Origin of the sequence: Paenibacillus sp. V4I7 (assembly GCF_030817275.1) — a bacterium.
In the GTDB taxonomy this organism is placed as follows: Bacteria; Bacillota; Bacilli; order Paenibacillales; family NBRC-103111; genus Paenibacillus_E.
Map to the genome: position 1 here is coordinate 3,379,022 of NZ_JAUSZD010000002.1, position 24,589 is coordinate 3,403,610.

Here is a 24,589-nt window from a genome sequence, read left to right on the forward strand (position 1 = left end):
AGGTCGCCGCGGCGCCTGCTCGAGTTATCTTATTCATTTCAAACTTGAATACTTACTTGAACTCTTTATTTTCAAGCATAATTAATTGGGAGGTTGACGTTTTCGCGGTCTGTTTCGTATGTTGAACGAGATTAAAAATGTCTTTATATGCTTGTTTTGCCCCTTTAACCAATAAAGGCACACCTATGAAATCAATTTTTAACCATCGTGAAAGCATGCCACCACACGTCATCGCAAAAGGCACAGTTGGAGACGTGTTGGATAAAATGATTTTTTCGTTGAGAACCCCTTCTTCAATTAGCATATCAATGAGATTAAATACACCCGGAACTAGGATTTTAGACCTTCCTCTGCCCATCGTGTATACTTTATTGCCATCTTCATCCTTGCCATGAAAGTATAACTTCCCTCTGTCTTTGTAAACTAGCTTATTGAAATTGTGTGTATTCAGGATCTCATTTTTTGTTGGCTCGTGGGAACCGTCTAACTTTTTGAGATGATAAGCTGCAGCTAAAACTGTTGTATGAGTTCCCCCGAAATCGTTATAAATATAGATCATTGTTCATATCCACCACCCTGATTGCGATATTATTTTAAAACATCTTTACTCATTATCTCCTACAATGAATAAAACAACCTTATTCTCGAGCATATTACAGTTTGTTGTATCCTTATAAAAAACAGCAAGGGAGCATTCTTAACAATGACAACAAACAGTGGACATCAAGGAGCGCATGGAATCGGCCAAGAGGTAGAACAGTTGAACAATCAGGCCCAGGCAGCTGAACTCATGCAAGGAAAAAATAAGGTAGATCAAGAAATCATTGCAGCAGCTAACGAGCACAGTTCAGAACTAGATGAAATCATTGAACGTGAGACAACGTAATTTGTAACTATTTAGAGAATAATACAGAGAAGCCACGCACTGATGCGTGGTTTTTTGTTGCATCTCCGTCGTCTAGGAATATCCACTAGGTAGGATCAGCTGCATAATCGGGGTCCGTATTTTTTGTTTCTTTGCCAAAAAACAATAAAACAAGGGCTCCGATGACAATCGCTACGAAGAATACCATAAAAATGGAAGTGATTGCTTTATCACTCGCCACTAGCAAACCTACAAGGTACGGACCAATGATACCGCCGATACGTCCGAAGGAAGCGGCAAGCCCAACACCCGTAGAGCGTACTTCAGTCGGATACAACTCAGGTGTGTAAGCATACATGGCTCCCCATGCACCAAGATTAAAAAAAGATAAGCTAATACCAGCTGCTATCAACATCCCTTCCGTTTCAGCATTACTGAACCATAATGCGCTTGCTGCTGTCAGCAGCAAATAAGTGACAAGCACGAACTTGCGGCCGAATTTCTCAATGAAAAAAGCGGCGGTAAAATAACCTGGAAGCTGTGCTAACGTCATGATCAATACATATTGAAAGCTTTTCACGAGACCAAAACCCTTAAGAACCATGACGGTTGGCAGCCATAGAAACATTCCGTAATAGGAAAATACGACTGTGAACCACAAAATCCAAAGTGTTAACGTGGATCTGCGATATTGAGATGACCATACGGAAGCTATACGTTCGCCGAATGACAATTTCCGGCTGCGCAGCTCTGTAAATCGAGGTGAATCTTGAATCGCTCGTCTGAGGTATAACGCATATAATGCCGGCAGCGCACCGATAACAAAGGCTGCCCGCCAGCCGTAGGAAGGAATCACGAAGTAAGCAATAAGCGCCGCGACGATCCACCCGCACGCCCAGAAGCTTTCTAGCAGAACGACAGCACGTCCCCTTTCATTAGCAGGAAACGACTCAGAAACAAGAGTTGACGCGACAGGAAGTTCTCCACCAAGTCCTATTCCAGTAATGAAACGCAAGACACATAGGATAACAAAGCTAGTAGCAAGAGCAGAGAGTCCACTAGCAGCGGAGAATATAATAAGCGTACAGAGCAATACCATACGACGTCCGTATCGGTCTGCAAGGGAGCCTGCTAATAAAGCCCCTACGGCCATTCCGATCGAATTAATGGCTGCCAACAGACCAATTTGCTGTGCACCTAATTTCCACTCGACTGCTAACGCAGCAACAATAAACGAGATAATTCCTACATCCATAGCGTCGAACAACCAACTAATACCTGTGCTGAAAAGCAACTTTCGTTTTGCCGGTTCACTTAACAAACTTGTTTTATTTACATTCAAAACGCATTCTCCTAATCATATCATTAGCTTGCCTTATCCTATTTTGTGTTAAATTTCTGAAAAACACTCCCTCAGCAAACCAATAATCAAGCCTCAAGTTGATCACTCTTCCCATCGGATTAAATGTGACCGATCTAAACATAATATGGGTATCAACTATAGGAGGCCTATAATGAAACATACTAAAAAATTACTTACCCTATTAAGCTGTATACTTGTTTTATCCGGGTGCGGTAAAGGGAATTTTGACCCTCAACAAATTGGAGTCTCAACGCAACAAGGCGGTATGGATAGGCGGCTATTGGACCCTAAAATTACAAATCAAGACGTATTGCTTCAAAGGGGTGATGCCAACATCGAACTAGAAAAGCGCGGTTATCGCGCGCAAGATGCCGCTTCTTCCACGAATAGCACTATCAAAATTCTTGGAGGAACGCAAGGACTCGTTCAAGTTTGGCCCAATCCATCTATCCAGCCCAAAGAAGGTAATTATGCAGAGAATGTGATCTCACATGCGGCTATGTACTATGGAACTCCATACGAATTCAGTTCAGATCGATCTGACCCATCCACATTTGACTGCTCCGACTTCACGCATTGGGTTTATCTTTCTTCTCTAGGGATGGATATCCCAAAAGATTCTCGAAGTCAAGCGACCTATGTTCAATCTTTTTCCAATCGGGCTTACACAACTATCGATCAAGCCCAGCGTGGAGATTTGCTCTTTTTCGTCAGTTATAAAGGGACAGATCCGAATTTATACACCGGGATGGATAAATCCATCGAAAACATTACACACGTGGGTATCTATTTGGGTAATGGAAAAATCATACATACTGCTTCAGCGGCCACAGGTGGCGTACGTATTGATGAAGTTGCCAATAATCATCTAACCTATCGCTTTGCCTTAGGTGGCTCGGTACTCGACACAAAATAGCCCTTAACTCCCACATATCTGATTGGCCTGGTTTCCATCCAAGATTCTATCTATGTTCCTAATGGAATGGACGAAACATTGTTTCATCCTGTGGAACCGATTGCTCCCAAAGGTGAGCGAGTTAGGATTTTGTTGGAAGGTTCCATGGAAAGGAATGGCTGATGCCATTGCAGCAGTGAAAGACTTGACTGTGAGGTATGGTAAGTCTCTAGAAGCAGACAATTGCAGCCAAAATGGAGGTGTGATCACTTTTTTCCCTCTAGGTAACATTGCAGCGGCACAAGCAGCAGTAAAATGACCTTTGCTTTAACTAAGGCATAAAAATATCAAGAGACGCGATCTTTTCTAAAGAACACGCCTCTTGATTTAATTAATCTTTTATAGGTATTAATATTTCAACGTTTTCTTCCTCTACATTTTCCTCAAAGTAATAGATTTCGATCGGACAAGATTGATCCAAAAACTTCTGTTGATATCCATTTTCTTTCATCCACTCAAATATTCTCGAGTACGCTTCACCTATTGTTTTGGTTGTACAATTTATTTTGGCAAAATTAACGGCAGGGAGCTTAAAACCAATCATCCCTTCGGGTATTACAGTTAAATCATCCACTTCAAGGCAAGCAAAATAGGTAGCGAATATCCCATTGCACATATATGGCGAAAAGAGGATTTCCTGATCCTTCGCATTTGTGATCTCATGTCTTCTCTCAGCAAATTGACTTTGTATTTGTAGTGCTGCATCTGGGAACCCTTTTGGAAAATTGGCTGTAAGACTCTGACCAACTAATTGATACTCTCTTCGAAGAGTCTCACAGTGATATTTAATCATCGTTTTGTTTTCCAAAGTAATCGTCCCTCTCTTATTGACTATTTATTCTGTATTAAACCGATCCCATTCCCTACTGGATCCACTAAATAAGCAAGATAAAAATCATCAAATTCCATCTTTCCTCTAACAACTTGTGCTCCGGACTCAACGGATTTCGTAAGTGCTTCATCTATGTTGTCAACTTCGATTTGAATTCTTATTCCGTGTGGAAAATCACTTGGTCCCTTTGAAATACCGCCATTAATGCCAGATTTATCATCATTTCCTGTTGTCACTGAGTGGTATCCCCAGTTAGGCTCTGCAACTTTCCAGCCAAAAACAGATGAATAAAAACTTGCAGCTCGTTCCGGATCCTGACTATTCATTTCAAATAAGACAACACGGCCCAAATGATTCAACCTCCATAATTGGTATTTATACCCACCCCTATAATACCGAATATTTGTTCCCATGCAAATGAATTTATTTCTGAAATGAACAAAAGAAACCGCTCCTTGATGATCAAGGAGCGGTTTCTGGGTATTAATTATAAGTAATCTTTAAACCTAATTCCAAGGCTCGGGCAAGCGCTCCCTCAGAAAATTTAGGTTTCTTATACTTTTCTTCAAACTCTTCTTTCGATAGCGGTGCCCAGATGAAATCTTTATTCTGATAGATCCACGTTTTAGTTCCCCAATCGACGTGAACCGTCCGGCTGGCAACCTTTTTAACGACGCCAATCTCGGTAATAACACCCGTTTTACCGAATATTTTGGCGCAGTATTTGTTAAGCATTTCGCTCACAACAACACCCCATTTCTATACGCCTGATCTTAGTGAATGTATGATACTTGAAGCTATTTCAATAGACTGTTCGTCTGCTTGAAATTCACCACGAAAGGAATCACCCAATATCTTATTAATCGCCTTGCCCAGGGATAGTGCATCCAGATCATCTAGATGTTTAGTGATATAAATGGTTATCGTTCGCGTTTCACCATCATACTCATCATCCGGACAATCCATCGCTAGAAGCTTAACGGGGTCCCATCTATCGATATGGTGTTTCACGACCTCCATAATTGGCGTAGGGTCATAAGGTAGGGATTCTAAATACTTATTCTCTTTCATGATTTCCTTTTTAATACTCCAAAGCATAACATTCATTTTCGTCTGATCAGATACTGCTCTAAATTTCAATAGAAAAGCCTCCTTTACAGGACGCTTTCTCGATCTTGTGTCACAATCTTTTCAGACCGCTCAATAATCGCCCCATTGAAGTTTATCATTTTCCCTGTACCATGAGCAATACATTCCATCGGGTGCTCAGCGAGATGAACCGGAACGCCTATGTCCTGCTGAAGCCGCTTATCCAATCCTTCCAGCAATGCGCCTCCACCACATAGCAGAATGCCCTGCTCCATCACATCACCGGCAAGTTCCGGCGGGCATTTCTCCATCGCGAGTCGAACGCATTCCAGAATCGATTTCACAAAATCATCCATAATCTCGTAAATTTCCTGCGATGAAATCGATATCGTTCTTGGCAAGCCCTGCACGAGGTCACGCCCTCTTATATCCATCTTCACTTCTTTCACAGGCATCACAACGGCAGCGACGTTCTTCTTGATTTCCTCCGCAGTCCGTTCTCCAATGGCCATATTATAAGTTTTCTTTACATATTCGATAATATCCTGATCAATTGACATGCCTCCACGGCGAACCGACTCACTTACGACAATTCCACCAAGAGAGATGATGGCTACTTGACTTGTCCCTCCGCCGATATCAAGAACCATGCTTCCAATTGGTTCTGCAACCGGTAGCCCGGCGCCCATAGCTGCAGCTAATGGCTCCTCGATGGTGATAGATCTTCTTGCTCCTTTATGTACAATCATTTCTTCAACGGCACGCTTCTGTACATTCGTTATTCCACAAGGCACGGAGATCAGCACTTGGAAGCTGCGAAACCATTGATAACCTCTTTTTATTTTGCCTATAAAATATTTCAGCATCGCTAAGGTCATATCAAAATTGGCTATAACCCCATCTTTTAAAGGATAGATGACCTCCACATTAGCTGGAGTTCTTCCAATCATATCATAGGCTTCTTGGCCAAAAGCTTTAATTTCCCCTGTATCCGTTTGAATGGCGACAACAGACGGCTCTTGCAGAACAATCCCTTTTTTTTGTTGATAAATAAGTGTATTACAAGTGCCCAAATCCACACCAAACAGTTCTTCTAATCTCTTTAACATGACTCGCTCCTTCTCGCTGTTCAATAGACAATGCCCATAGTAGCGTGTATATTAGTTGATTTTGACTTAACTGCATCTTCATACTTGTTCGCATAAAGCAGCCATTCTAGGGGGGTAACCCAAAAAATGCCACCCACCATATAGGTGAGCGGCACTCTCAAGTAAGCTTAATTTAGTTCACAGCTGCTGGTTCAGCTACTGCTTTAAAGGCTGAGGAAACGTAAGTTACGGCTTTTGCCTCAGTTATCACTTCAGCATACATTGTGTCTGGTTTTGGATCTTGCAGCGTATACGAAATCACTGCTTGACCGTTTTGGTCAAATCGAACATTTTGAATGGCAATACTGTAACCTGAATTCGGTTTTTGACCTCTTGATAAGGTAACCTTGTTCACATCGTCAGTTACTTTCTCCACAGTTACGGATACATCTTCTACAGGTGCCGGTTTTTGGATATGTGTTTCCAGGACGCGAATCGCATTATAGATCCAACCTGCGGCTTGGCCACGATTAAGTTCGGCTTTGGGATTAAACATACCTTCCTTGTCAAGTTCGGCAATTTTATAAAGCAACAAGCGTTGTAGCGCCCCTTGATATTCAGGTGTGATCTGAGCCTCATCTTTGATCGGGATAAACATTTTCACTAATGGGAAATCGCCCTTCTTTTCCAAAGCACGTACAAGCATTTCTCCAAATTGTTCACGAGTGATTGTAGCGTTCGGGTTTACATCCTTTGGAATATCCATACCGTTGTAGTGCGCTTTGATAAAGGCATCCGCATACCAAGCATCATTAGGGATATTGGTAAAGATGTCCGAAGCTAATGGTTGTTTAATAAAGCGCATCGTATCTAAGTTCAAATTCATGCCTTTAACAATCATTTGAACGGTTTGTGCATAACTAATCTTTCCTTTGGGAACGAAATGATCCTTATCAATACCGCTCACGATCCCGCGTTCTTGTAGGGAAGCGATGGCTGCAGCTTGTCCTTCCTCTACATCCGTAAAAGCGAAGGCACTGCTAAAAGTCAAACTGCTAACCAAAGCTGTTGTTAAAGTTAAAGCCGCTATCTTTTTCATAGTTAATTCTCTCCTTTTAGTTGATTATCTTATTACAACCTCTTAACGTATCGTACGTGATAAATGTTTCAGTGAATTTAAAAAAAAATAAAAACCGAAGGATTCTCCCTCGGCTTACTGATCTTTTAAATAAAGTTCTAACTTGGTCTATGGCGTTAAATCCTTTGCTAGAATTCTATGTCAAAAGGCTGCGAATCCAATCTTAAACAATATTCAATGCGCTGCCGAAAATTCTTCCAAGTCACTAAATTTAACCCTTCCTCAATTGAAAAATATTTGGTTTCTAAGCTTTCGTTCGTTATTGTTAGTTCTCCACCAATTGGCTTCGCGAGAAATAATGTATTTACGATTGAGCTCTCTACATTCTGAAAAATCCCACAAAATCTGATTATTTCAATATCAATTCCTGATTCTTCTTTGGTTTCTCTAATCGCTGCCCTTTGTAAGGATTCTCCTTCCTCCACTTGCCCTCCAGGCATTTCCCATCCTCTTCTTGGTCCCTTAATAAGTAATATTTCATTCTGCTCATTTATCACAATTGCAGCTGCCGAAACAATATGTTTTGGTGGATTCATCTCTCTTCTCCTTCTTATTGGTTTTGAACGACATACGTTAAACAGTCACTCTTAAGCAGAATTTTGCGCCCATTTCTCTCTATATTGAATTGTAAAGGCTTTACAGTAGTTAAAATTATTTCCCATTCTTCATACGCCGTTGATAATAATTGTTTCGCATCCTCAGTTGTCAAATTAAGCTCCATAAATGGATCTAATTCTACTCCTGTTTCTATATCTATTTCTTGAATGTTGGTGCTCATAATAACACAATTAATCCCGTTTTCTTTCGTTCCTCGTGCCATTCTCTCTAAGACTTGTATAAATTTGGGTACTGATTCCACATGTTCTAAGGCAGAAACCGCAATGATATAATCAAATTGATTCTCTTCGATGATATAGTCTCCAATGTCTGATAGCTTTGGTTCTATGTACGCACGAGCTCCATTCTGTTCACTATAATCTTCTAATTTCTTAAGTGCAGATTCAATTATATCAACACAAATGATTTTCCCCGCTTGGCGATCCTTCATTGACTCAGCAATTGGAATACTGTTTCTACCTACTCCACAACCTAGATCTAATACAGTTAAATTATCATTGGAATTAAAATAAGTTAGCGTATCCATCACTGTTTTTACTGGTTTCGATAACCATGATCCCTCTGCAAATAATTTGTAGTTATCATAACAAGCTTCATGATATTTTCGCTCTTCATTTCTAATTTTTTTGATCCTATTATCCATTGTTGTTTTCCTCTTCTTCTTAGCTATCACTCTAAATTAGGAACCACGTTAAATTCATTAATTGTTTTGAAATAATTTCACATAAATAAACATTCCCTTTACATCCACATAACTCATAAGTAATTACTTTTTGTTAAAATAAAAGACTACACGTTCTTATCCAAAAACTATTAGAAGAAAGGAACTACATTATGCCCCATAAACAATCTTACGAAGCTGTTATTAAACAAGAGTCTTCTTTACGTTATTGGGAAATTATGAAATCAACTGCCCGCTATGTGCTGTCTCGCACTATTATAAGACGATGGCGCACAGACCGAATTGTGCTTCCCGGTTCATCTCGTATTCTGTATGTCGATCCAACTGAAAATCGCGGAAGAATTTTGTATATGACAGGTGGAATGACACAACCAAGGCTGAATCTGTTTTGGAAAACGGCGGTTGCCTCTTTCCGACCCACTTTGATCGTAGACGTAGGAGTAAACTATGGCGAATGTCTCTTTTCTGTAACCTATCCTAAGAACAGCAAAGTGATAGGAATTGAAGCCAATCCTAATTTACAGCCGTATATTGAACGTTCTAAGAAAATACATCCAAACCGCAAAAAAATTAACACCGTTTATGCTATGGCTTCTAATGAAGATAGTGAGAAGCAATCTTTCTTCATTAACAAATACTGGTCTGGACTTTCAACCGCAACTCTTGGCAATCCCAACGGATCGAAGCATTACCAACAACACGATATTCCAAGCATTACACTTGACTCTTTGCTTAGTCAGTATCCGCTGGAAAAAGAAAAGCTCTTGTTTAAAATCGATGTTGAAGGTCATGAAGAGAAGGTTATCCAAGGGATGCTGCAATCTATTAAAAATTGTCCTTATATGCTTGGATTTATTGAATTTGACAGTAAATATTTAGCCAAAAGTGATACAGAGGCGCATGTATTTTTAACTTATTTACAAGAGCATTTCAACCTTTATGTTTACTTGAACAATCAGGAACTGTACCACTTCGAGCAAATTTCTCTGGAAAAACTACAAATGTTATTCAAAAAGAAACATATTCACACGGATATCATCTTAGTCTCACCAGGCGTGAAGATTCCAGAGATCTATTCGCAGATTATTCGATTGGATTAGAACAGTTTCTTAAATTAGTTAAATATGTGTTTGTAAAACTGGAAATTTGCTTAAATCAAATAATTTCTTTGTACACGCTATAACTGCCATTAATGTTCACTACTTTCTAATTGTACTTGTCCAAGATTTTTATCATCTTAACTTATAGTTTCTTACTCATTACATACCAGCTATCTGTCCGCTCCGGATAAAACTTATGTTCAATGACTTCATATTTGAGTCTTTTATACATACCTATGTTTTCTGGAATTGACAACCGCACTTCAACTCTTAATTCTTGAATTCCACTTGACAATGCTTTGTTTTCTATAATATTTAATAGTGATTTACATATTCCTCTTCCGCGATATTCTTGTAGAACCGAAACTCTGCCAATATACATATAATGATCCATGTATCTATATCTGGCGGAGCCTACAGCCATACTTCCGTTCCATGCTATTACGGCTCCACCACCTTCTTTAAAGATGTTTATAACATTTTGAATCGTCTCAGAAAGTGCTCCTGAAGGTGGATTCAGTTTCCCACTATATTCCATAAATGACTTTTGCATTGTACGAAATACAATGTCTGCTTCTTCTATTTTTGCTTCTCTAATTTCAAATAACATGCAACACACTCCATCCTTATTTGTGACGATTACTACAAAACAAAAAAAAGCTCCTTAACAATCTATCGTTCATCATTCAGCTATCACCCGATATTCTATATTTACTTTCAAAGAGTGTAATAAACTCTTCAATTTTAATCGTACTTTGCTCAAGTGTTCTTAATTTCTGTTCATCAATATTTAGCAATCCACTCGCGTTTCCAGTAAATAAAGAAAAAAACTCTAAAAGACCAACATACCATGCATTTCTTCCAGGGCAAGGGATCTTAAGTCTTCATCATATTGCTCAAATTCAACCGTACCTTTCAGGTCTAAATAAAACTCGATTTCGTCACAACAAATAGAAAAGCATCGCAAAGTCGAAGTCCACACTCTATATTCGGTTGATTTCAGTACGATTTCTCTTGCCACGGCTGGTGTCGTTCCTTGCTTCAATAGCGTTTTCGTTAGTCTCAAAATGCTCTGATAAACTTCCCAATCTTCTTCAAACTTTTCATCATTCATATTTTATCCCTTTACTTAGCGAGTTTTATTTCAATTATTCTCAATCCTCACGTTTCTCATTTAACCATGTGTTCAAGATATCTTTTCCAGTTACAATCTCTATCGTCTTTATAAAAAACCATGTAAACCCAGAATAGAAACCTATAAGTGGGTACCGAAACGATGCTGGCTTATTCCCCTCAAAATAGAAATGTCCTATCCACGATAAAAGGTAATGTATTAAGCCAAGAATCAGCGTTGCTTTTAGATCATAAAACAGAAATAACCAAGCCAAAAAAGCCGATAAAAAAGCAAAATAGTGCAGTATTTGATTGGTCTTATTCTGATGCTCTTTCAGATAATAATCTAAGTCGCGTTGAACTCGATATTTGAACTTCTTTAGTCTCATCTCAATTTTTCCTCATTTATCAGCGTCCATATCTTTATTTTTCTCATTTACTTTGTTCGAATAATCTTCAAGTTCATCTTCAATTTCTGCATTAATCTTCTCAAGTTCCCTTTGTTCGGATTCACTACGTACTTCAAGTTCAAGTTCCTCTTCAATTTCCTCATTCGTCATATGAAAATCGTCACGATCCACGATGCCTAATCGTTCTTTCATTCTCTGAATATCTTCATACATTTTTTTGTTTCTTTGATGTGTACTTAGAACAAGCCCAAAAGTAACAGCCAGTAAAACGATTCCCCCAAATGGCCCTAGATAAATAGAAATCAGTATTGCAAAAATAATGGCTGTAATAATTCCAATAATCGTCATTGGTTATTCCTTTCGGTTGTTGATTAATTTTTTTCAAAACTTCCTTTGGTTTAATTCAATAAATCCCAAAATATCCCTGCACAAACTCCCCGTTTCTGAAAAATTCTTATGGTCGAATCAAAATGGACAGCCCGTGTGAAGTGACTGCCCATTGATACCCTTATTTTAAACCATGATACGAATAAAACCCCTGACCAGATTTACGCCCCAAACGCCCCGCTTTCACATACTTCCGCAGTAATGGACACGGACGATATTTCGAATCCTTAAAGCCTTCATAAAGGATTTCCATGATGGATAGGCATGTATCCAACCCGATGAAATCAGCCAACTCTAGCGGTCCCATGGGATGCTTCATGCCGAGCTTCATCACGGTATCGACCGATTCAACAGATGCAACTCCTTCATAAACGGTAAAAACAGCTTCGTTAATCATCGGCATCAAGATACGATTCGACACAAATCCAGGGAAGTCTTTCACTTCCACAGGGGTCTTCCCCATCTTTTCACTCAATTTGTATACAGCTTCGAACACTCCCTGCGAGGTTTCCAAACCACGGATGACTTCAACTAAAGGCATAACCGGTACTGGGTTCATGAAATGCATGCCTATCACATGGGACGGACGCCCCGTCACCGCGGCAATTTCGGTAATGGGAAGCGATGACGTATTCGATGCCAAGATTGCCATCGGTGGGCAAATGATATCCAGCCTTTGGAATAGTGAAGTTTTCAACACCATATTCTCTGAAATAGCTTCTATCACAAAATCTACCTGTTCCGCTTGTTCTAGTTGCTCCGCAGGATGTATTCGACTTAGAATTTCAGCCTTCCTCGCTTCTGAAAGACCTCCTTTCTCAATACCTCTAGATAGTTGTTTGTTTATCGAAGCTAATCCTTTGTCAATAAAATCCATGGAAATATCATGCAACAGCACCTTCATGCCCGAAGCTGCAGCAACTTGAACGATTCCGCTCCCCATTTGTCCCGCACCTACAACCATGATAGTCTGTATTTTCATCTATCCACCCCCACCATAAACTTATGGATCTACATGCAAAAGAATGGCGTCTCCTTGAGCTGCTCCGCTGCATATCGCGGCAATGCCATAGCCACCGCCAATTCTCCGCAGTTCATGGATCAAAGTAAGTATGATTCGCGCCCCACTGGCGCCAATGGGATGACCAAGTGCAATCGCTCCGCCATTTACGTTGACTAGCTCCGAATTCCAGCCAAGTAATCTACCACTGATCAGCATGACAGCCGCAAAGGCCTCATTCACCTCAAACCTGTCGATTTGCTCCAAAGACAAACCTGTTTTGACGCAGCAGCTTCAGAATTGCCAGAGCCGGTGTGATCGCGATATATGGCGCTCTTTCCCCAACGGCTGCGTGACCTACAATTCTAGCCAGAGGCCTTATCCCCTGAGAAACAGCCTTTTCTTTGGACATAACCACCATGGCGGCAGCGCCGTCATTAACGCCGGGGGCGTTACCCGCCGTTATGGTGCCATCCTTCATTAAAGCAGGCAACCCGGCAAGCTTATCCAGGCTTGTATCTGTTCGAGGTCCTTCGTCTTGATCAATCTCTTTCTTCCCTTGTTTACTCTCGATAGCTACAGCGACAATTTCCTCCGCAAAATATCCCTTATTCATCGCTTCTACGGCACGAATATGACTGCGAAGAGCCCAGTCATCCTGATCTTTGCGGCTAATTCCAAACTCTGCGGCAACCGTGCTGCCATGATCGATCATATGCACGTTGTGAAATGAACACCATAAACCATCATGAATCATGAGATCCACGAGGCTTTGATCCCCCATTCTTGATCCCCACCGGGCGCTTGGCAGGGCAAACGGTGCGTTGCTCATGCTTTCCATCCCGCCGGCTACAATAATATCTGCATCTCCTGAACGTATGATTTGATCGGCCATTGTCACACTTCTCAGCCCGGAAGCACACACTTTGTTAATGGTCTCCGTCGTCACGCTCCAGTCCAGACCAGCCCATCGGGCAGCCTGACGAGAGGGAATTTGTCCCGAACCTCCCTGCAGCACCATCCCCATAAGCACTTCGTTAATTGTTGCCGGATCAATCGAAGATCGGAGGATCGCCTCTTTTATCACTATTCCTCCGAGAACGACAGCGGGAACATCTTTTAAGGCACCGCCAAACTTAGCGAACGGCGTTCGGGCACCGCCCGCAATTACACTTTCCCTCATGGATCCGCCCCCCCCATCGTTCTCAATAAATGATCGTTTCTTGATCATATTGTTCCAAATAATACTTAACCCGCTGCATGAACCGGCTGCAAATCAACCCGTCTACAATCCGGTGATCATAGGAAAGGCAAAGGTTGGCTATCGATCGGATCGCAATCATTTCCTGAATGACTACGGGCTTACGTACGATGGACTCAAAAGTCAGTATGGCCGCCTGCGGATTATGAATGATTGGACAGGAAAGCAAGGATCCTACCGAGCCGGTGTTACTAAATGTAAATGAACCCTCAACGAAATCGGAAGGCAGCAAGGAACCACTTCGCGCCCTCATGACCAACTCAACCATCTCAATCGCGATTCCTGCTATGGATTTACGATCCGCATGATAAATCACAGGTGTTACGAGGGTATCGTCGGCATTAGCAACAACTATGGATAGGTTGATATCTTTTTTGAAAAGAATGCTGCCCGATTGCCAGCTTGAATTCAGCATGGGGAACTCCTTCAAGGCATTCACGATCGGTTTCAATACGAACGGGCTAAGCGAAAGCGGGAGGCCCTCTCTACGCATAAAGGTGTCTTTCAACTCTTGCCGCAAGACGACGAGGTTACTGACATCCACTTCGATCATCATCCAAGCATGGGGATTCTCAGAGTTACTCTGCATACCCAGCCTCCTTCAGATTTCCGCTAATTGGCGCATGGCTTCTTTGACGATGTCGACATTCGGCAGGTAAAACTTCTCTAAGGTTGGCGCCATGCCAACAGGGGGAATATCGGGAGGGCAGCATCTCATAATAGGTGCATCCAACTCGTACAACAGATGTTCCGCTATTAGAGCTGATATTTCAGCACCAATGCCACCTGTTTTATTATCTTCGTGTACGATCAATATTTTACCGGTTTTGGCTGCCGCCTCATAAATGGCAGGTTTATCGAGTGGATGAAGCGTCCGCAAATCCAATACCTCAGTACTAATTCCTTCTTGCTCCAGCTCAAACGCAGCTTTTATCGCATAATGTACCGACAAACCGTAGGCAATCACAGTGATATCCGTACCCTCGCGCCTTATGGCTGCCTTGCCAATTGGGACGGTGTAATCTTCTTCAGGTACTTCATCTGATATCGAAAGATAGCATTTCTTATGTTCGAAAAAAAGGACAGGATCCTCGTCCCGCACTGCTGCTTTCAGCAAACCTTTGGCATCATATGCGGTAGACGGCGCAACAATCTTGAGTCCTGGCGTGCCAAAAAAGACGGATTCCGGACACTGTGAGTGATATAATCCGCCTCCGCCTGTCGCGCCGTAAGGTGCGCGAATAACGATCGGACAATGCCAGTCGTTGTTCGATCGATACCGAATTTTCGCTGCCTCACTTATGATTTGATTAGCCGCTGGGAAAATAAAATCAGCAAATTGAATCTCAGCTATCGGCCTCATACCGACCATAGCAGCTCCAATCGCGACACCCACAATGGCAGATTCAGAGAGAGGCGTGTCAAGAACTCTCAATTCACCGAACCGATCGCGCATGCCTTTCGTCGCATTCAAAACGCCGCCCTTCCCAATATCCTCTCCGAGCACAAAAACATGCTCATCGCGTTCCATCTCTTCTATCATCGCACGGCGAATGGCCTCCAAGTACGTTAAGATTGGCATCTAAGCATCACCCCCATCTTCCGCATAAACATGTCTTAATACATCCTCAGGGGCCGGATAAGGGGCTTTTTCTGCATATTTCGTTGCTTCATTCACTTCTTTTGTAACACTCTCATTCAGCACTTGTTCGATCTCTTCTGACATAACGCCGCATTCGATCAAATAACGACGAAACCGCTGCAAGCCGTCCTGCTCCTTATGGTATTCCACCTCTTCTTTCGTTCGGTACAGCATATCGTCATCCGCAGTGGAATGCGGCGGGATCCGATAAAGCATCGCTTCAATCAATGTCGGTCCATACCCGCGAATGGCACGCTCCCTCGCTTCTTTGACCGCGCGATACACCTCCAGAGTGTCATTGCCGTCAACACGCTGACCTGGGAAGCCATAGCCTGAGGCACGATCAACAACGCGCCCGGCTACTTGTCTGTGTGCAGGAATGGAAATGGCATACTGGTTATTTTCGCATAAGAAGATAACAGGCAGCTTAAATACACCGGCAAAATTGAACGCTTCGTGCACATCCCCTTGGTTACTCGCCCCTTCACCAAAGCTGACGAAAGCGACATGATCTTCCTTCCTCATCATAGCCGTCAGTGCGATGCCGACAGCGTGTAGGGTCTGCGTGGCAACCGGACTTGATCCTGAAACGATATGATGCTTTTTATAGCCAAAATGCCCAGGCATTTGCCTGCCTCCGTTAACGTCCTCAGCTTTGAATAAGGCTGCCAGCATGAGTTCTCGTACCGTCATGCCCACCGTTAAGACAAAGGCATAATCCCTGTAATAAGGCAGAAAATAGTCATGCTGCTTATTTAATGCGAACGCCGCTGCTACTTGGGTCGCCTCTTGACCAACACTAGAGATATGAAAGGCTGTTTTACCTGACCGTTGAAGAAGTGTTGCTCGCTCGTCAAACTTTCTCGCTTTGAGCATGAAGGTATACATCTTCAGCACCTGTTCATCGGTTAAACCGAGCTGTTGATGCTTAGTAACCTGCTGAGAAGACATTGGAATTCCTCCTCTCTCCTGCTGCTACATATTTCTGCGATATTGCCCGCCTACCTGATAAAGCGCGTGAGTAATTTGACCCAAGCTTGCAACCTTGACCGTTTCCATCAATTCGGCGAAAATGTTGCCACCTTCAAGCGCAATTTGCTGCAGCTTTGCCAAAGCCTTGGGTGATTCTGCTAGGTGCCTCGATAGAAACTCCCTGAGATTCGTAATTTGCTGCTCTTTTTCTTTCGACGTTGCGCGAGCTAACGGGATATTCATATCTTCATCTTTGGAAGGATTAGGATGAAGGAACGTATTTACCCCAATAATGGGTAGCTCGCCATGATGTTTTTTCATTTCATACAGCATCGATTCATTTTGGATTTTACCCCTTTGATACTGAGACTCCATAGCTCCGAGTACACCGCCCCTTTCGCTGATTCGTTCTAATTCCTGCAACACAGCCTCCTCAACCAAATCGGTCAATTCCTCGATGATAAACGAACCCTGCAGCATGTTTTCGTTTTTAACAAAACCAAGTTCTTTTGTAATGATTAATTGAATCGCCATCGCTCGACGTACGGATTCCTCCGTTGGTGTTGTAATAGCCTCGTCATAAGAATTCGTATGCAGCGAGTTACAGTTATCAAGAAGGGCCATCAGTGCTTGCAGCGTGGTTCGGATATCATTAAAATCAATCTCCTGCGCGTGCAGAGAACGCCCCGACGTTTGGATATGATATTTCAGCTTTTGGCTGCGTTCATTAGCGTTGTATTTGTTCTTCATAACGGCAGCCCATATTCGGCGGGCCACCCGTCCAATCACGGTATATTCGGGATCAAGTCCATTGCTGAAAAAGAAGGACAGATTGGGTGCAAAGTCATCAATCGACATGCCTCTAGCCAAATAATACTCAACATATGTAAATCCGTTTGCTAGTGTAAAAGCGAGCTGTGAGATCGGATTCGCCCCTGCCTCCGCAATATGATAGCCCGAAATAGAAACCGAGTAATAATTACGGACTTCATGATCGATAAAATATTGCTGAATATCGCCCATCATCCGCAGTGCGAACTCTGTGGAAAAAATGCATGTATTCTGCCCCTGATCCTCCTTCAAAATGTCAGCCTGTACTGTCCCCCTCACCGATTTCAGCGTCTGCCCGCGGATCTGCTTCGCCTCCACGTCCGTTGGCCGTCTACCCTGCTCTCGGAAGAAGCGTTCGATCTGGAAGTCGATCGCCGTGTTCATGTACATCGCGAGAAGTATTGGAGCAGGACCGTTAATCGTCATTGAAACCGAAGTCAACGGATCGCATAGATCGAACCCGGCATACAGCTTTTTCATGTCGTCTAGAGAACAGACACTGACCCCGCTCTCACCGATCTTGCCGTAAATGTCCTGCCGTTCATCAGGATCCTCGCCATACAAGGTAACGGAGTCAAAAGCAGTGCTAAGACGTTTGGCTGGATCGTTCTGAGATAAATAATGAAATCGTAGATTGGTGCGTTCCGGTGTTCCTTCGCCCGCAAACTGGCGTTTAGGATCCTCCGCTGTTCGTTTGAAAGGAAAAACACCTGCTGTAAAGGGAAATTCCCCCGGAACATTCTCACGGTACATCCAGCGAATGAGATCTCCTTCATCACGGTATTTAGGCAAGCTCACCTTCGGGATATCCAGGCCTGACAAGCTTGACGTTGTTAGCTCTGTCACGAATTCTTTATCCCTTACTCGGGTAGTTAATGTTTTGCCTGTGTATTTTCTTTGCAGCTCCGGCCACTGGGCGAGTAGATGGCGAGTTTCTTTTTGCATGCGGTTCTCGACATTCATCTTAAGTGATTGCAGCACAGAAATACTTTCGTCTACTCCAAGCTCTTGCTTTAGTGCTATTATCGCCCCTTCAATTTGATAACAGGTAGTGGCCAGCTCTGCTTCCCTATCTGCAAACGCGTGATACGCCCGTACAGTATTTGCGATTTCTCCTAAATACCGTGTGCGGTCAGTTGGAATGACGATATGCGTCTTAGCAACAGCATGACCAGTTGAAAAGCCCTGAACAGGCCATTGCAAAGCACATTTTTGATTCAAGGTATCGATGAGTGCATGGAATAATGTATCCACGCCAGCATCGTTAAATTGACTAGCCATCGTTCCATAGACAGGCATGGTTTCAAAATCTAAATCAAATAAACCGTGATTTCTCTGAACTTGCTTCTTCACATCCCGAAGTGCATCCGCAGAACCTCTTCGGTCGAATTTATTAATCGCGATTAGGTCTGCGTAATCAAGCATATCAATCTTCTCTAATTGCGAAGGCGCACCGAATTCGCTTGTCATCACATAGAGCGATACATCGGCTACATCGGTGATCTGATGATCACCTTGACCAATTCCGCTGGTTTCCACCAAAACGAGATCAAAGCCGGCCGCCTTCAAGATGGCAATGGCAGGAGCGATTGCAAGGGACAGCTCATTACCCGAGCCCCGTGTTGCCATACTCCGCATATACACGCGGTCATTGTGAACAGCGTTCATGCGGATGCGATCTCCGAGCAAAGCGCCACCACTTCGCTGCTTAGTTGGATCGACCGATAGGATGGCGATCGTTTTGTCCGGGAACTGACGCAGAAAACGCTGGACTATTTCATCGGTCAGGGAGCTTTTACCCGCTCCGCCTGTGCCTGTGATGCCAACAACCGGGCATATGGCCCCACTCAACTGCATGTTACTTAATGTCTCTATCTCCGATACTGATTCCTTGCTTTCACAAGCTAGTTCGGCAGCAGTAATGAAGCGGGCTATCGACCTATGATCTTTGATTTGCTCTACTCCGCCTACATCGTAACCTTGAGCATAGCCAGAAACCGTACTAAAATCACACTCCTTCATCATGAAGTTAATCATCCCTTGCAAGCCAAGCTCCCTTCCATCATCAGGCGAAAATAGGCGAGTAACGCCAAAGTCATGAAGCATTTTGATTTCCGAAGGAAGGATCACACCCCCGCCGCCGCCGAAGACTTTGATCTCGGGTGCCCCTTTTTCCCGCAATAAATCAATCATATAAGTAAAGTACTCGACGTGACCGCCTTGATAGGAGGATACGGCAATTCCCTGAACGTCCTCCTGAATAGCTGCTTGCACAATCTCCTTAACGGATCGGTTATGCCCTAGATGGATGACCTCCGCTCCACTGGCTTGAAGAATTCGCCGCATGATCGTAATGGACACATCGTGGCCGTCAAATAAAGCTGAAGCCGTTACGAATCTCACCTTATGCTTCGCACGATAGTTGGTTTCCGAACCCACAGTTGACACGGCTGCACCTCCCTTCCTCAATCTGCCAGAAGGCTTCGAGAAATAATCACTCGCTGGATTTCGTTCGTCCCTCCATTTATTTGCGTGATCTTGGCATCGCGCATATAACGCTCAACGGGAAAGGCTTTCGTATAGCCATATCCCCCGAAGATTTGAACAGCTTCTACAGTCACCTCCATGGCCGTGTCTCCAGCAAAAAGCTTGGCATAAGCAGATTCTTTGCCGTACGATAACCCCTGACTTTCTCGCCAAGCGGCTTGATACGTCAACAGTCTTGCCGCTTCGATTTTGGTTGCCATATTCGCAAGCTTAAAACCAATCGCCTGCTGCTGAGCAATAGGCTTTCCAAACTGCTTGCGTTCTTTGGCATAGGCTAACGATACATCCAGTGCTCCTTGCGCGATCCCTACCGCTTGAGCCGCGACTCCAATCCTAGCGCCATCCAGCGTTCGCATAGCGATTTTAAACCCTTCTCCTTCATTACCAAGTAGGTTTTCCGTGGGTATGCGGCAATTGTCAAAGCGGATCTCCGTCGTCGGCGATGAACGAATGCCCAATTTTCTTTCCTTTTTGCCAACCGTAAATCCGGGGGTATCTTTCTCTACGATAAATGAGCTGCAGCCTTTGTGCTCTTGAGAGGGGTCTGTCAAAGCGAACACGATATAAATTTCCGCAGCACCTGCATTCGTAATGAATTTTTTGGAGCCGTTTAATACATAGTGATTACCATCTCGCATGGCTGTCGTTCCTATAGGTCCAACATCGGAGCTTGAGCCGATCTCTGTCAGACCAAATGCCCCAAGCTTCTTCCCTTCAGCCATCGGACGTAAAAACTTTATCTTCTGCTCTTCCGTTCCAAAGGTATAAATAGGCCAGCTTCCAAGCGAAATATGTGCCGATAGCGTAATACCTGTAGAAGCGCATACACGAGATAATTCCTCCACAACAAGACAAAAGGTCAGATAATCGGAGCCAAGCCCGCCATAGTTCTCAGCCCAAGGAATCCCCGTCAGACCAAGCTCTCCCATTTTGTCAAATAAGGTCCGATCAAACCGTTCTTCCTCATCCCGCAGAGCAGCACTCGGTTCCACCTCGTTTTCGGCGAAATCACGGACCATCGTGCGTACCATTTCCAGTTCCTCTGACCAGCTAAAGTCCATGCCAGCACGACCTCCTCTAGATGACTTATGTGTACGCAAAGACCCCACCGATAACAGGAGATCAGTGAGGATGGATCATAGGCCGCTAATCATTTTCATTCAAAATCGTTTTGGCAATTTTCCCATCTAAGGCTTCATAATCGTAATATCGAATGGTGTCATACAGCTCACTCCGGGTTTGCATTTGGCTGAGAGAACCCTTTTGAGTTCCAGTTTGACTGATTTCCTCAAAAACTCTTTCATAGGCCTTGGCAGCTACACGAAGAGAAGTGACTGGATAAATAACCATATGAAATCCCCAGCTTTCAAATTGCTCCGCCGTATAGTAAGGAGTTCGCCCAAACTCCGTCATATTGGCTAAAAGTGGACCCTTCACTTCCTTGCTGAAGCGTTGAAAGTCCTCTTGACTCTCCAGCGCTTCTGGAAAAATCGCATCAGCCCCCGCAGCAAGATATTGCTGCGCTCTATGAATCGCTTCATCCATTCCCTCGACGCTCTTGGCGTCCGTACGCGCAACGATAAATAACGTCGGACTCACAGCTTTGATCGTTCGAATTTTTTGAATCATTTCCTCAGCGGAAATGAGCTTCTTTCCATTCAAATGTCCGCATTTTTTCGGCATTTCCTGATCTTCAATTTGAACAGCGGCAACTTTCGCCTCCACCATTTCCTTTGCAGTTCGTGCTACGTTTAAAATACCGCCGAATCCGGTGTCTATATCGACAAGCAGAGGAAGACCCGATGCACGAACCAGCTCTCGGGCACGTTCCGCCACCTCATTAGAGTAAATGAGGCCTAAATCAGGCAGCCCCCTGCTTGCAGTATAAGCAGCTCCAGATAAATAAATGGCTTTAAATTGAGCCTGCTTAGCTATTCTTGCAGCCATTCCGTCGTGGGTACCAGGGATTTTGACAATTGGACCTGCACCAACAAGCTGACGAAACTCAGCGGCCAATCGGTGTTGATCTGGTTCTTCTTCAATCAGCCATGACATAAAGACCTCCTGCATCTTGCTGACTTTATTGACCAATGGTCATATAATGAAAAGCGCCATAAACTCATGAACAGGCGTTTGAATCAACCGCTCATAATCAAGGGAGAGCTTTCGTATTTCTGTCGTCTTCTTACGAGGAAACCGAGTTAGTAAATTGGCTTCATATTTCTCAATAACCTTCGGCAAACCTTCCTCACGCCTTCTGCGATGCCCGATTGGATACTCGCAAACCACTTTCTCCGTTTTCGTGCCGTCTTTGAAGTGAATTTGGACTGCGTTGGCGATCGAACGTTTGTCAGGATCCAAGTAATCCTTGCTGTACTGCTCATCCTCGACAACGACCATTTTCTCCCTTAACGCATCAATCCGAGGATCAATAGCGACCATTTCTTCGTAGTGCTCAGCGGTCAATGTACCAAACAGCAGCCCAATTGCAACCATGTATTGCAGACAATGATCCCGATCAGCAGGATTGTGCAAAGGTCCCTTCTTATCAATAATCCGAATCGCAGATTGATGGGTAGTCACTGTGATCTGAGCAATCTCATCTAGTCGCTCGTGTACCTTAGGGTACAGATGCAAAGCGCATTCGACGGCCGTTTGACCATGAAATTCAGCTGGAAATGATATTTTAAATAAAATATTTTCCATCACATAGGAGCCTAGTGAACGACCTAATGTAAGTTCTTTTCCTTGAAACAAAACATCTTGGAAGCCCCAGTTTTTCGCAGTAAGAGCGGACGAATAGCCCATTTCGCCACCTACAGCCATCAAAGCTAACCGAACCCCACGACTTGTGGCATCACCGGCTGCCCATGATTTACGGGAACCTGTATTGGGAGCATGTCGATACGTTCTTAAGCTAGCCCCGTCAATCCATGCGTTAGATAGCGCGCTGCACAGCTCATCTCTGTTTGCCCCCAACATTGCCGCAGCAGCGGCTGTCGAAGCTATTTTCACAAAATGAACATGATCCAGCCCTACACGGTTTAAGCTGTTCTCTAGAGCTAGCACTCCTTGAATCTCATGCGCTTTAATCGTCATGGTGAGGACATCCTTCATATAGAGCGGCTTTTTCCCCTCAGCAACTCTATTGCGGCTAAGATAATCGGCGACGGCAAGAATACTGCCTAGATTATCCGAAGGATGCCCCCATTCAGCAGCCAGCCATGTATCGTTATAATCCAGCCAACGAATCATACAGCCGATATTAAAAGCCGCATGGACAGGGTCAAGCTCGTATCTCGTCCCCGGCACGCGGGCACCTCCCGGTAAGTTTGCACCTGGTACGATCGGACCCAAATGCTTCGTACAATCCGGGAATCGCAAGGCGAGTAATCCGGTGCCAAGTGAATCCAATAGGACATGCTGTGCGATGCGATACGCTTCCTCACTTTCAATTCCTTTTGCCAATATATAATCAGCCATCTCCTCGATTAAGGGGTCAAAGGTCATCTCCTTATTTTCCAGATATCCAGAACTACTCATTCGTATTCGTCCTTTCTGCTTAAGTGACTCGGCTGCTGAGGAGGGTGTAGATCGCGAAGTCCCTTATAATGAACTCGTGGTCGAAAGAGTCGATTATTATCATGTTGTTCGATCACATGCGCGCTAATGCCGATCGTACGGGCAGCAAGAAATACCGGCGTAAACAATTCAATTGGAATCCCAAGCAAATAGTAAACAGGAGCTGCATAATAATCCAAATTCGGATGCAAATTCTTTTCTCGCTTCATGACTTCTTCCCCAAGGACACACATGTTGTAGAGCTCTGGTTGATTTTTGTCTATTGCGAGTTCAGCTAGTGCCTCTTTCATAAGCAATGCACGGGGATCCGCTTTTTTCATATAAACCCGATGTCCAAAGCCCATAATTCGTTCTTTCTTTGCTAACTTATTTAGCATGAGTGCTTCAAGATTTGCTTCCGATCCCGCTTCCAAAAGCATAGCCATGACCGCTTCATTCGCGCCGCCGTGCAGAGTCCCTTTGAGTGAAGCAACTGCGCCAGTTAAGGCACCATAAAGATCGGATTGTGTGGATGCAATTACACGCGCAGCAAACGTAGAATTCGGCATTTCATGCTCACTATAGACGATCAGTGATTGATCAAAGATAGCTTCTTCCATCTTGGTTGGGACGCGTCCTGTGATCATATATAAGAAATTAGCTGTGTATGATAGCTCTTTGCGCGGATCTATGAATGGCTGCTTCGTTTGCGCGCGATACCCGTTAGCTACAATTTCCGGCACTTTTGCAAGCAATCGAATGGCTTTACGAGTATTGGCTTCTCTGGAACGATCCTCAAGATCGACGTCGTAACTAGCTATAGCTGAGATACCTGTTCGCAGAACATCCATGAAGTCGGCTTGCTCGGGGAGTAGTTGTAAAATCGCGTTCACATTTGGAGGTAATCCATATTCCGATCTCAACTTCTCTTCGATCGAATGCCGTTCTTCTGGATTAGGCAAAGCTCCGTCTAGAAGCAGCCCCACAATGTCCAGATAGGTTACATGTTGGGCAAGCTCAATAAGGTCATACCCGCGAACAACAATTTCCTCCTTCTCCACATCCAGATACGAGATGTTCGTCTCGCTAGCAATGACATTTTCAAGTCCAGGCAAATAGTCGTCACTCATCTCAT

General features: G+C 43.7%; 26 protein-coding genes and 1 pseudogene. 3 read left to right on the forward strand and 24 right to left on the reverse strand.

Translation table 11 applies throughout. The features are described from left to right. Window positions 1-52 precede the first annotated feature (52 nt). Complete coding sequence (locus QFZ80_RS16680; protein ID WP_307560067.1) at window positions 53-559, reverse strand: DUF3189 family protein; 507 nt, start codon at window positions 557-559, stop codon at window positions 53-55. 144 nt (window positions 560-703) lie between these two features. Here QFZ80_RS16680 and QFZ80_RS16685 point away from each other — a divergent pair, with 144 nt between their 5' ends. Continuing rightward, window positions 704-886, forward strand: coding sequence for a hypothetical protein (locus tag QFZ80_RS16685; protein WP_307545270.1), 183 nt, complete (start codon window positions 704-706; stop codon window positions 884-886). Between the two features lie 85 nt (window positions 887-971). Here the strand turns inward: QFZ80_RS16685 and QFZ80_RS16690 are convergent, their stop codons facing one another. Then, entirely contained in the window at window positions 972-2,207 is a 1,236-nt protein-coding gene (locus QFZ80_RS16690) for an MFS transporter (RefSeq protein ID WP_307545268.1), read from the reverse strand. A gap of 172 nt (window positions 2,208-2,379) precedes the next feature. Between QFZ80_RS16690 and QFZ80_RS16695 the strand changes: the two genes are divergently transcribed. Beyond that, a complete protein-coding gene (locus tag QFZ80_RS16695; protein WP_307545266.1) occupies window positions 2,380-3,144 on the forward strand; it encodes a C40 family peptidase in 765 nt (254 codons plus the stop codon). 370 nt (window positions 3,145-3,514) lie between these two features. Here QFZ80_RS16695 and QFZ80_RS16700 read toward each other — a convergent pair whose 3' ends face one another. The 8 genes from QFZ80_RS16700 to QFZ80_RS16735 all read right to left on the reverse strand — a co-directional run bounded on the left by QFZ80_RS16700 (window position 3,515) and on the right by QFZ80_RS16735 (window position 8,591). Beyond that, complete coding sequence (locus QFZ80_RS16700) at window positions 3,515-3,991, reverse strand: GyrI-like domain-containing protein (RefSeq protein ID WP_307560069.1); 477 nt, start codon at window positions 3,989-3,991, stop codon at window positions 3,515-3,517. 23 nt (window positions 3,992-4,014) lie between these two features. After that, window positions 4,015-4,365 carry a VOC family protein gene (locus tag QFZ80_RS16705; protein ID WP_307560072.1) on the reverse strand — a complete coding sequence of 117 codons (351 nt, stop codon included), beginning with the start codon at window positions 4,363-4,365 and terminating at the stop codon, window positions 4,015-4,017. Window positions 4,366-4,498: 133 nt separating this feature from the next. Then, complete coding sequence (locus tag QFZ80_RS16710) at window positions 4,499-4,759, reverse strand: hypothetical protein (protein WP_307560074.1); 261 nt, start codon at window positions 4,757-4,759, stop codon at window positions 4,499-4,501. A 15-nt stretch (window positions 4,760-4,774) separates the two neighbouring features. Further along, window positions 4,775-5,155, reverse strand: a complete 381-nt coding sequence (locus QFZ80_RS16715) for a hypothetical protein (RefSeq protein WP_307560076.1) — start codon at window positions 5,153-5,155, stop codon at window positions 4,775-4,777. A gap of 14 nt (window positions 5,156-5,169) precedes the next feature. Beyond that, window positions 5,170-6,213 carry a rod shape-determining protein gene (mreB, locus tag QFZ80_RS16720; RefSeq protein ID WP_307560079.1) on the reverse strand — a complete coding sequence of 348 codons (1,044 nt, stop codon included), beginning with the start codon at window positions 6,211-6,213 and terminating at the stop codon, window positions 5,170-5,172. A 172-nt stretch (window positions 6,214-6,385) separates the two neighbouring features. After that, entirely contained in the window at window positions 6,386-7,291 is a 906-nt protein-coding gene (locus QFZ80_RS16725; RefSeq protein ID WP_307560081.1) for an S-layer homology domain-containing protein, read from the reverse strand. Window positions 7,292-7,458: 167 nt separating this feature from the next. Next, window positions 7,459-7,866, reverse strand: coding sequence for an NUDIX hydrolase (locus QFZ80_RS16730; protein ID WP_307545250.1), 408 nt, complete (start codon window positions 7,864-7,866; stop codon window positions 7,459-7,461). 14 nt (window positions 7,867-7,880) lie between these two features. Continuing rightward, window positions 7,881-8,591: a class I SAM-dependent methyltransferase gene (locus QFZ80_RS16735; protein WP_307545248.1), complete on the reverse strand. Its 711-nt coding sequence runs from the start codon at window positions 8,589-8,591 to the stop codon at window positions 7,881-7,883. 191 nt (window positions 8,592-8,782) lie between these two features. Between QFZ80_RS16735 and QFZ80_RS16740 the strand changes: the two genes are divergently transcribed. After that, window positions 8,783-9,730: an FkbM family methyltransferase gene (locus QFZ80_RS16740; protein WP_307560083.1), complete on the forward strand. Its 948-nt coding sequence runs from the start codon at window positions 8,783-8,785 to the stop codon at window positions 9,728-9,730. Between the two features lie 142 nt (window positions 9,731-9,872). Here the strand turns inward: QFZ80_RS16740 and QFZ80_RS16745 are convergent, their stop codons facing one another. The 14 genes and pseudogenes from QFZ80_RS16745 to mmgD all read right to left on the reverse strand — a co-directional run bounded on the left by QFZ80_RS16745 (window position 9,873) and on the right by mmgD (window position 24,584). After that, window positions 9,873-10,340, reverse strand: a complete 468-nt coding sequence (locus QFZ80_RS16745; protein ID WP_307560085.1) for a GNAT family N-acetyltransferase — start codon at window positions 10,338-10,340, stop codon at window positions 9,873-9,875. 222 nt (window positions 10,341-10,562) lie between these two features. Beyond that, the gene (locus QFZ80_RS16750) at window positions 10,563-10,844 is read right to left on the reverse strand and encodes a hypothetical protein (protein ID WP_307560088.1); all 282 of its coding nucleotides are present in this window, start codon (window positions 10,842-10,844) and stop codon (window positions 10,563-10,565) included. Window positions 10,845-10,884: 40 nt separating this feature from the next. Continuing rightward, window positions 10,885-11,232 (reverse strand): DUF962 domain-containing protein, encoded by a 348-nt coding sequence (locus QFZ80_RS16755; RefSeq protein ID WP_307560090.1) that lies wholly within the window; start codon window positions 11,230-11,232, stop codon window positions 10,885-10,887. A gap of 12 nt (window positions 11,233-11,244) precedes the next feature. Continuing rightward, on the reverse strand, window positions 11,245-11,601 hold the full coding sequence (locus QFZ80_RS16760; protein ID WP_307560092.1) for a hypothetical protein: 357 nt from the start codon (window positions 11,599-11,601) through the stop codon (window positions 11,245-11,247). Between the two features lie 160 nt (window positions 11,602-11,761). Then, entirely contained in the window at window positions 11,762-12,622 is an 861-nt protein-coding gene (locus tag QFZ80_RS16765; RefSeq protein ID WP_307560094.1) for a 3-hydroxybutyryl-CoA dehydrogenase, read from the reverse strand. Between the two features lie 21 nt (window positions 12,623-12,643). Then, a pseudogene (locus QFZ80_RS16770) lies at window positions 12,644-13,823 on the reverse strand (acetyl-CoA C-acetyltransferase). 22 nt (window positions 13,824-13,845) lie between these two features. After that, window positions 13,846-14,490 carry a 2-oxo acid dehydrogenase subunit E2 gene (locus QFZ80_RS16775; protein WP_307545232.1) on the reverse strand — a complete coding sequence of 215 codons (645 nt, stop codon included), beginning with the start codon at window positions 14,488-14,490 and terminating at the stop codon, window positions 13,846-13,848. A 12-nt stretch (window positions 14,491-14,502) separates the two neighbouring features. Next, entirely contained in the window at window positions 14,503-15,483 is a 981-nt protein-coding gene (locus tag QFZ80_RS16780) for an alpha-ketoacid dehydrogenase subunit beta (protein ID WP_307545230.1), read from the reverse strand. Then, entirely contained in the window at window positions 15,484-16,494 is a 1,011-nt protein-coding gene (locus QFZ80_RS16785) for a thiamine pyrophosphate-dependent dehydrogenase E1 component subunit alpha (RefSeq protein ID WP_307545228.1), read from the reverse strand. A gap of 24 nt (window positions 16,495-16,518) precedes the next feature. Beyond that, complete coding sequence (gene icmF / locus QFZ80_RS16790; RefSeq protein WP_307555448.1) at window positions 16,519-19,785, reverse strand: fused isobutyryl-CoA mutase/GTPase IcmF; 3,267 nt, start codon at window positions 19,783-19,785, stop codon at window positions 16,519-16,521. 26 nt (window positions 19,786-19,811) lie between these two features. Continuing rightward, the gene (locus QFZ80_RS16795) at window positions 19,812-20,954 is read right to left on the reverse strand and encodes an acyl-CoA dehydrogenase (protein WP_307545226.1); all 1,143 of its coding nucleotides are present in this window, start codon (window positions 20,952-20,954) and stop codon (window positions 19,812-19,814) included. An 85-nt stretch (window positions 20,955-21,039) separates the two neighbouring features. After that, complete coding sequence (prpB, locus tag QFZ80_RS16800; RefSeq protein ID WP_307545225.1) at window positions 21,040-21,948, reverse strand: methylisocitrate lyase; 909 nt, start codon at window positions 21,946-21,948, stop codon at window positions 21,040-21,042. 39 nt (window positions 21,949-21,987) lie between these two features. Beyond that, the gene (locus QFZ80_RS16805) at window positions 21,988-23,436 is read right to left on the reverse strand and encodes a bifunctional 2-methylcitrate dehydratase/aconitate hydratase (protein ID WP_307545223.1); all 1,449 of its coding nucleotides are present in this window, start codon (window positions 23,434-23,436) and stop codon (window positions 21,988-21,990) included. Further along, entirely contained in the window at window positions 23,433-24,584 is a 1,152-nt protein-coding gene (gene mmgD / locus QFZ80_RS16810) for a citrate synthase (RefSeq protein WP_307545221.1), read from the reverse strand. Before mmgD ends, QFZ80_RS16805 begins: the two co-directional genes overlap by 4 nt. Between the last annotated feature and the right edge of the window lie 5 nt (window positions 24,585-24,589).

Excerpts from the sequence above, each read along its gene's own strand:
- QFZ80_RS16685 (WP_307545270.1), top strand. The coding sequence starts at position 704 with ATGACAACAAACAGTGGACATCAAGGAGCGCATGGAATCGGCCAAGAG.
- QFZ80_RS16780 (WP_307545230.1), bottom strand. The coding sequence starts at position 15,483 with ATGCCAATCTTAACGTACTTGGAGGCCATTCGCCGTGCGATGATAGAA.
- QFZ80_RS16745 (WP_307560085.1), bottom strand. The coding sequence starts at position 10,340 with ATGTTATTTGAAATTAGAGAAGCAAAAATAGAAGAAGCAGACATTGTA.
- prpB (WP_307545225.1), bottom strand. The coding sequence starts at position 21,948 with ATGTCATGGCTGATTGAAGAAGAACCAGATCAACACCGATTGGCCGCT.
- QFZ80_RS16750 (WP_307560088.1), bottom strand. The coding sequence starts at position 10,844 with ATGAATGATGAAAAGTTTGAAGAAGATTGGGAAGTTTATCAGAGCATT.
- QFZ80_RS16740 (WP_307560083.1), top strand. The coding sequence starts at position 8,783 with ATGCCCCATAAACAATCTTACGAAGCTGTTATTAAACAAGAGTCTTCT.
- QFZ80_RS16735 (WP_307545248.1), bottom strand. The coding sequence starts at position 8,591 with ATGGATAATAGGATCAAAAAAATTAGAAATGAAGAGCGAAAATATCAT.
- mreB (WP_307560079.1), bottom strand. The coding sequence starts at position 6,213 with ATGTTAAAGAGATTAGAAGAACTGTTTGGTGTGGATTTGGGCACTTGT.
- QFZ80_RS16695 (WP_307545266.1), top strand. The coding sequence starts at position 2,380 with ATGAAACATACTAAAAAATTACTTACCCTATTAAGCTGTATACTTGTT.
- QFZ80_RS16765 (WP_307560094.1), bottom strand. The coding sequence starts at position 12,622 with ATGAAAATACAGACTATCATGGTTGTAGGTGCGGGACAAATGGGGAGC.
- QFZ80_RS16680 (WP_307560067.1), bottom strand. The coding sequence starts at position 559 with ATGATCTATATTTATAACGATTTCGGGGGAACTCATACAACAGTTTTA.
- QFZ80_RS16785 (WP_307545228.1), bottom strand. The coding sequence starts at position 16,494 with ATGTCTTCTCAGCAGGTTACTAAGCATCAACAGCTCGGTTTAACCGAT.
- QFZ80_RS16775 (WP_307545232.1), bottom strand. The coding sequence starts at position 14,490 with ATGCAGAGTAACTCTGAGAATCCCCATGCTTGGATGATGATCGAAGTG.
- mmgD (WP_307545221.1), bottom strand. The coding sequence starts at position 24,584 with ATGAGTGACGACTATTTGCCTGGACTTGAAAATGTCATTGCTAGCGAG.
- QFZ80_RS16755 (WP_307560090.1), bottom strand. The coding sequence starts at position 11,232 with ATGAGACTAAAGAAGTTCAAATATCGAGTTCAACGCGACTTAGATTAT.
- QFZ80_RS16730 (WP_307545250.1), bottom strand. The coding sequence starts at position 7,866 with ATGAATCCACCAAAACATATTGTTTCGGCAGCTGCAATTGTGATAAAT.
- QFZ80_RS16725 (WP_307560081.1), bottom strand. The coding sequence starts at position 7,291 with ATGAAAAAGATAGCGGCTTTAACTTTAACAACAGCTTTGGTTAGCAGT.
- QFZ80_RS16795 (WP_307545226.1), bottom strand. The coding sequence starts at position 20,954 with ATGGACTTTAGCTGGTCAGAGGAACTGGAAATGGTACGCACGATGGTC.
- QFZ80_RS16805 (WP_307545223.1), bottom strand. The coding sequence starts at position 23,436 with ATGAGTAGTTCTGGATATCTGGAAAATAAGGAGATGACCTTTGACCCC.
- QFZ80_RS16760 (WP_307560092.1), bottom strand. The coding sequence starts at position 11,601 with ATGACGATTATTGGAATTATTACAGCCATTATTTTTGCAATACTGATT.